At 43.8% G+C, this 7,318-nt stretch carries 3 protein-coding genes; 2 read left to right on the top strand and 1 reads right to left on the bottom strand.

From position 1 onward, the window contains the following. Nucleotides 1-58: 58 nt before the first annotated feature. Complete coding sequence (locus HWQ36_RS00790) at nucleotides 59-1,912, bottom strand: S8 family peptidase (RefSeq protein WP_292697059.1); 1,854 nt, start codon at nucleotides 1,910-1,912, stop codon at nucleotides 59-61. A gap of 121 nt (nucleotides 1,913-2,033) precedes the next feature. Between HWQ36_RS00790 and HWQ36_RS00785 the strand changes: the two genes are divergently transcribed. Both HWQ36_RS00785 and HWQ36_RS00780 read left to right on the top strand, forming a co-directional pair. Beyond that, nucleotides 2,034-2,468, top strand: coding sequence for a hypothetical protein (locus tag HWQ36_RS00785; protein ID WP_292697056.1), 435 nt, complete (start codon nucleotides 2,034-2,036; stop codon nucleotides 2,466-2,468). Nucleotides 2,469-2,713: 245 nt separating this feature from the next. After that, a complete protein-coding gene (locus tag HWQ36_RS00780; RefSeq protein WP_292697053.1) occupies nucleotides 2,714-7,120 on the top strand; it encodes a PAS domain S-box protein in 4,407 nt (1,468 codons plus the stop codon). Nucleotides 7,121-7,318: the final 198 nt, after the last annotated feature.

Below are 7,318 nucleotides of genomic sequence, written 5' to 3'. Positions count from 1 at the left end.
CGACTTACCTCGGCTTCGCTCGGCACAAGTCGCTCAGTACAAGTGCCCCATTCCCCATTTATGCTATTTTTTCTTCGTTTTTCAATGCTAAACGAGCAAGTCCATAACAGATTAGGGCATTGGCGATGAGGAAGAGGCGTGCTATGTTGCCACTTCCCAAACCCCAAACAGCCGGATCTAAAAACGCACTTACTGTCAAGCAGGCTGCTACACCTAATGTTGAACCAATGGCAAACCATTTCCAACTAGGATTTCCCAGCAGTAATGCCATTAACAAAATGGGAATCAGTACGCTGGCAAATAGGGGATTCAAGGCATCAGTTCCCTGGAGGGTATTACCTAGTTCGGGAATTGAACTGCCCAAAACCCGGAAAGGCCACTGGGGAAGATCAAAAATATAGATTCCCTTGAGGAAGAATAACCCGGAACTGCCAGCTATTAGTCCACTAGATAAAGACCAACTCCAAGTGAAGGGGAAGTAAACCCGTAAAAACCAAGCCAGTATATAAGAGCCAACTACCATTAAAATCTTGGGTAATAGTGCCACTGCACCACCATCAATCCAAAAGCCAGGGTTAAGATAGCCGTTATCGCGTAACCACCGAAAGAAATCTGGAAAACTGATTTGTCCCCCAAAAGCTAGTCTGACTGCTGCTTCTGCATTGAGTTGTCCAGCGCCATAATAGTTCAAACCATCATCTTGGATAACTCGCGCTGACTGCTTGAGGACTTTTAAAATTTCATCTGGTTCTTTGATACCAGCAGCTTTGATTAATGCTGCAACGCCGGCAACGTGGGGAGAAGCCATGCTTGTACCCTGGAAGCCAAGAAATACGCCTTCGCCATTTTCGTCGATAGTTTCTTGGAGAATCTTACCAGCTTCACTACCACCTGGAGCCGAGATATCTACGCCAGCACCAAAGTTAGAATAAGGCGCTCTTTCACCATCTGGGCCAATTGCCGAAACGCCGATGACATAAGGATATCGGGCTGGATAGCTTGCGCCATTGGTATTTTCATTCCCAGCTGCGGCAATGATAACTACGCCTTTTCTATGGGCATACTCGATCGCTTCTTTCATCAATTTGCTTTCACCGCCACCGCCCAAGCTCATATTAATTACATCTGCGCCTTTATCAGCAGCAAATTTAATCGCTTCGGCTATATCGGCAACTGTACCGCCGCCATAAGAACTGAGTACCTTTAACGGCATCAGACTGGCTTCATAAGCAATTCCAGCTACGCCATATTTGTTATTTGTGGCTTGGGCAATAGTTCCGGCAACATGGGTACCGTGGCCGTTATCGTCTTTGGCTTCTTCTCGATCGTTAACAAAATCATAGCCTTTGACGAATTTTGTCTCATATAAGTCGCGCACCTTAGTAATGCCGGTGTCAATTACCGCAACTGTAATGCCACTGCCTTTGGTTTGGCTCCATGCGCCTTCAATACCGATTTTGTGCAAGTTCCATTGCTTGCTGTAATATTGATCGTTGGGGCCAGTTAATGATGGGCTTGTCTCATCATCATTTTCTTGGGGTCTCAAAAATTCTGCTAACCAAGCTTTTTCACCTGGTTGTGGAATTTTTGTATAGATGTAATTTGGCTCGATAAATTCTGTAGCTTGGGCAAATTGAGATTTTTTCAGTTCTTGGAGTCGCTGGCGATCGCCTTTGACAATATACACATGGTCTTTTTCGGAAAACTTGTTGTCTAATTGGGGTGTAACGTTGTATTGTTTGGCGATCGCTTCGAGATTCTGTTGCACCACATCTGATGGAATATCTTCTCGAAAATCAAGCAAAATCGTCTCAAACTCTCCTTTAACTGCCATTCCCTGGAAATTAAGGAAACCAAATATGGCAGATCCCAGCCCAATGACAAACAAGCACAATAATATAAGCTTTCTCATATTAACTCATCACCGCTTTTTGCCAGTTTGCTCACTACCATAACTTATCTCCATCCTTTGTTGGTGGATTTTGCACTTTTAGTTACAAGTTTCACTTCATTACTCAGGACTTTTTGAAACGATGGAACGTGGTCTTTTGTGGTTGCCGCTATTAGTAATGTTTTTCTGGTTGGCTTGGCAAGGCTCGAAAGAGTATCAAAAAGTTGAAGCCTATCGCACTTGGGCAGAACAATTTGAACGGGCTAAGTACGATATTTATGCTGTTTTAGGTCAAAAAGACAATAATCTCACTTGGGGAAAACCCACACCTCAAGGGCCTATTAAACTAGAAACATTCTCTTTGCTTGATATTAATCAAATCAACCTTTTAGTAGACGATAAATTAGTAGATGTGGATAATATACCGCAGAAAGGTCGTTCTATAGAGCTAGAATTTCTCTTTTCCGAATCTGATAACTCAGTGCGCGTTCCATTTACCGAAATCCCTTTGGCGGCGGAATGGGGTAAGTTTTTGCAAGGGGTATTACAAGACTTGCGAACAGAACCAAACAAGTAGTTATATTGAAACTACAAGTTCTAGATGATCGGGCTGTTTCTGGTCAAAAAGTTAGATCGGGTAAACGACATAGCCTGCAATTCTGAATTATTAATTCTTAATCTCAATTGTCTAATAAAAAAATATGCTTCTGGGTAGATGAAAAGTCAGTCAAGGGGTAGCATAAAATACAAAGGCATAGATGATTGAACCGTAAGGAATACGGAAGTTTACTACGCTAGATAGATGCGGTTAGAGAACACTAAATGTTAAAAGTTAACCGCTTGCGGCTGCAAGATATATTCAAAATCCCGAAAAATTCACTTGTGGCAAAAGTCGCAAGTGTAGTACCCATTTTGGTTGGCAGCTTGGTGCTAATTGGCTGGTGGCTTGGAATTGAAGTTCTCAAGCGCGGCTTCCCTGGTAGTCCTGCCACGATGAAAGTTAATACAGCGTTGTGTTTTGTACTGTCTGGTTTGTCATTGTGGTTGTTTTTAAAAGCAGGGAATAAGGGGAAAAGAACAATTCCAAACTACCCTCACTCTTCGATCTTTCGACTTCTCGACTTCCCTACTCTGGTAATTTCTAGGGTTTGTGCAATAGCTGTCACCACAATTGCTGCACTTACACTTTGTGAATATCTGTTCGGCTGGAATCTTGGCATTGATCGGGTGCTGTTCCTGGATTCGCCAACTAGTATGGCGACATTGTATCCGGGGCGAATGGGGGTGAACACAGCAGTCAACTTTATGCTGGTCAGCGTTGCCCTAAAGATTCTGATTAATCCCAAAAACCACCGTAGTTATTGGTATGCTCAGATTATTGCTCTGATCGCTACTTTAATTTCCTTTCAGGCGCTCATGGGCTATGCCTACAAAGTGAAAGTTCTTTACGGACTTGCCCCTCATACAACATCAATGGCTTTACATACGGCGGTGTTGTTCATTTTGCTAAATATAGGTATTCTGTGGGTGCGGGCAGAACAGGGGTTAATGAGGGTAGTTACAAGTGATACTTATGGTGGCTTACTTGCACGTCGTTTGTTGATTGCCGCGATCGCAGTCCCTTTTGTATTAGGCTGGGTAATTGTTGAAGGTCAACGCGCAGGACAATACGATCCGGCTTTTGCAATATCGGTATTTGCGATCGTCCTGATTGTGATTTTTACTATTTTGATTTGGCAAAGTGCCAGGGTTATTGAACGCCTTAGCCATCAACGCGATCTTGCTCAGGATGTACTGAGAACCTACCAAGATAAACTGGGGAGTTTCGTAGATTCTAACGTTATTGGTATTCTGTTTGGCGATGTGTATGGTGGTATCCAGGAGGCAAACGACGAATTTCTCAGGATGATTGGTTACACCCAGGAGGATTTGTCAGCAGGTAGATTAAGTTGGAGCAATATCACACCACCAGAGGATTTACACTTGGATGAGCGAGGGATCGCCGAAGCCAAAGGTAACGCCAATGGTGCTTGTACGCCCTACGAAAAAGAATATATTCGCAAGGATGGTAGCCGCATCCCGGTTTTAGTTGGTTACGTGCTGTTAGGAGAAAAACGTGAAGAGTCAGTAGCGTTTATCCTCGACTTAAACGAACGTAAGCTTGCAGAAGCAGAGCAACAAAAATTAGTATCGCTGGTAGAAAATAGCTCTGATTTTATCGGCATCGCCACCCTTGAGGGTCAATTACTCTACATAAATGATGCAGGTCAAAAGCTGGTAGGGCTTGCTAGTCTTGACGAAGTGAGGCAAAAAACAGTATTAGATTACTTCATGCTCAAAGACAAAGCCTACTTTCAAGCATATATACTGCCGAATGTGCTATCACTTGGGCGCTGGCAGGGAGAATTCTGTTTTCGGCACTTTCAAACAGGTCAACCAATACCAGTTGATTACAATATCTTCACTGTTACAGACAACAACACAGGTCAGCCAATTGCCTTAGCAACTGTGACTCGCAACATCAGCGAACAAAAACAGGCTAAAGAAAAAATATTACAACTAAACAAGGATCTACAGCGCCGCATTATTGAGTTACAAACTTTGTTGGAGGTAATTCCCATTGGAATTGGCATTGCCGAAGATCCACTATGCCAAAATATCAAGGTAAACCCTGCTTTTGCCAAGCAGTTGGGGATATCGTCAGAGACTAATGCCTCTCTCGGCGCTCCTAGTGACAAAAAACCGACAAGCTTTAAAATCTACCAAGAGGGAAGGGAACTGTCAGAAGAGGAACTGCCAATGCAATACTCTGCTGCTCATGGTGTCGAGGTTTTGGATTGTGAACTTGAGGTAGTCCATGAAAATGGAAAAATTGTCAACCTGTTGGAGTACATTGCACCTCTGTTTGATGAAGAGGGTAAAACTAGAGGAAGCGTTGGTGCATTTTTAGATATTACGGAGCGCAAACAGGCAGAAGAAATACTTCTAAATCAGCAAAAATGGCTGGAGGATGTGCTAAATCTGATGCCAAGACCCTTGCTGTTTATCGAACCAGGAACGGCGCGGGTAACTTTTGCAAATCGCTCTGCTAATGAATTAGCTGGGGGGGAATTTCCTAAAGGTGTACCAGCAGAACATTATCATACAGTTTACCACTATACAGATGCGGCAGGCGATCGCATTCCCAATGAACAAATGCCAGGAGTACGGGTTGCCCTTGGCGAACGTCTCAATGGATTAGAGGTAGACTGGCATACTCCCTCTGGTGTGCGTTCTCTACTGATATTTGCTGATACCTTGCCAGCAATGCACGGTCATCCGGCTACCTGTATCTTGGTGTTCCAAGAGATTAGCAACCTCAAACAGGCAGAAAAAGCACTCTCTTTAGGTTACAAAAGGCTAAAGTTACTATTTAACACAGCCAACGATTTATTATCAAGCCAAGAACCAGTACTACTAATCGATAGCGTCTACCGAAAACTAAGAGAGCAAATTGGTTTAGATGTTTATTTTAACTATTTGGTTGAGGGTAACTCCCAGGTAATGCGACTAGAGTCTTACAGTGGCATTTCCCAAGAACTGGCGAAGGAAATCGAGTTGTTGGCTTATGGTGAATCGGTTTGCGGTACTGTAGCCCAGGAGAGTTTTGCAATATCTCTAGAGAATGTGCAGCAATCAACTGACCCAAAAACAGAATTGATTCGTTCTTTAGGCATTACTGCTTATTATGGTTATCCGTTGATTGCCCAAGGACGGTTGTTGGGTACTCTTTCTTTTGGCAGCCGGACTCGGTTAAGCTTCACGGAAAATCAAAAGGGGATGATGCAAGCAGTATGCGACCAAATAGCGATCGCAATGGAACGAGCTAGTTTAATTGCTTCTTTGCAAAAACAAACTGAGCAGTTGCAAGACGCGAACCGCATGAAAGATGAGTTTCTAGGGATATTGTCTCACGAATTGCGATCGCCCCTGAATGCAATTTTGGGCTGGGCGCAACTCCTGCAACGAAGCAAGCTGAGTGAAAGTCAAATAGCTAAGGCTACGGAGACAATTGAGCGCAATGCTAAGGCGCAAACCCAGCTAATTGAAGACTTACTAGATATATCGCGGATGATTAGAGGCAAGTTACGCCTTAATGTGCGTACTGGTAATTTGGTTCCGATAATTGAGTCGAGCCTAGAGACTGTTAGCCTAGCCGCCCAATCCAAGGAAATCGATTTAAGATTTTCTATTATTCCCTCAAAAGAAACGCGAAATGCGCCACCGGGGATACTCCCCGTGGTAACAATCGCACCAAATTCAGATTTGGGATTAGGAATCAATACCGAAAATCTAGAATCAAGAGAAGCACAATTCCAAAGCAATCAACACTCAGAGGACAGCAAGCTTGGTGAAAATTCCCAATTCTTAGTTTCCGGTGATTTCGAGCGTTTGCAGCAAATCATCTGGAATCTGCTATCCAACGCCATCAAATTTACACTCACAGGGGGACGGGTAGAGGTGCAATTGTCAGTGGTAACAGGCGAAGAAAAACAACAGATAACAGATAAATATGCCCAAATTCAGGTGATTGACACAGGCATTGGTATCAGTGCTGATTTTCTCCCTTACGTCTTTGACCGCTTTCGGCAAGCTGACAGTTCTAACACTAGAACTTATGGTGGATTAGGACTAGGATTAGCGATCGTGCATCATTTAGTAGAATTACATGGCGGTACTGTTCGCGTAGATAGTCCAGGTAAAGAGCAAGGAGCAACGTTTACAGTCAAGCTACCACTTTTGAAAAGTCCTCCCTTCACAGCCTCGCAGCCTCTCCCCTTCCTCTCTTCTCCTCCTGCCTTCGTCTCCCTCCTTGGTGTGCGGGTAGTAGTTGTAGATGACCAAACCGATACCCGTGAATTTATTACCACAGTTCTCGAACAGTGTCAAGCCGAAGTTAAAGCAGTAGCATCAGTTCAAGAAGCATTGCAGGTAATTGCACAATGGAAACCAGATGTTTTAGTCAGTGACATCGGTATGCCCGATGAGGATGGTTACTCTTTGATCCGCAAACTGCGATCGCAACCACCAGAACTAGGGGGAAATATTCCCGCAGCAGCGTTGACAGCTTATGCTAGGGCAGGGGATCGAATGCGAGCTATACAAGAAGGTTATCAGCTACATTTACCCAAACCTATTGAAGCAGCTGAATTGGCTACAGTAGTCGCCAGCCTTGTTGGACGGACTTAGAGAGAATTAGACAGGAGATAGAAACATCTTTATATCTGATTTTGAGTCATACATTTTGTACCTCACTGACTTGCAAACTGCTGTAATTCTCACACTCAGCACAGGCTTCTCTCACTTTCCGGATCAAGTAAGTAGTAAATAAATAAAGCGCCCTCCCAAACTGGGAGAGCGCCTTATTATTTAGCTAATGGAGTTAAT

The organism is Nostoc sp. NMS2, assembly GCF_017115105.1.
Taxonomy (GTDB): domain Bacteria; phylum Cyanobacteriota; class Cyanobacteriia; order Cyanobacteriales; family Nostocaceae; genus Nostoc.
The sequence above is the reverse complement of the archived record's forward strand: the minus strand, read 5'-3'. Positions and strand labels throughout refer to the sequence as shown.

Coding starts and splice junctions, on each gene's coding strand:
- HWQ36_RS00790 (WP_292697059.1), bottom strand. CDS start 1,912: ATGAGAAAGCTTATATTATTGTGCTTGTTTGTCATTGGGCTGGGATCT.
- HWQ36_RS00785 (WP_292697056.1), top strand. CDS start 2,034: ATGGAACGTGGTCTTTTGTGGTTGCCGCTATTAGTAATGTTTTTCTGG.
- HWQ36_RS00780 (WP_292697053.1), top strand. CDS start 2,714: ATGTTAAAAGTTAACCGCTTGCGGCTGCAAGATATATTCAAAATCCCG.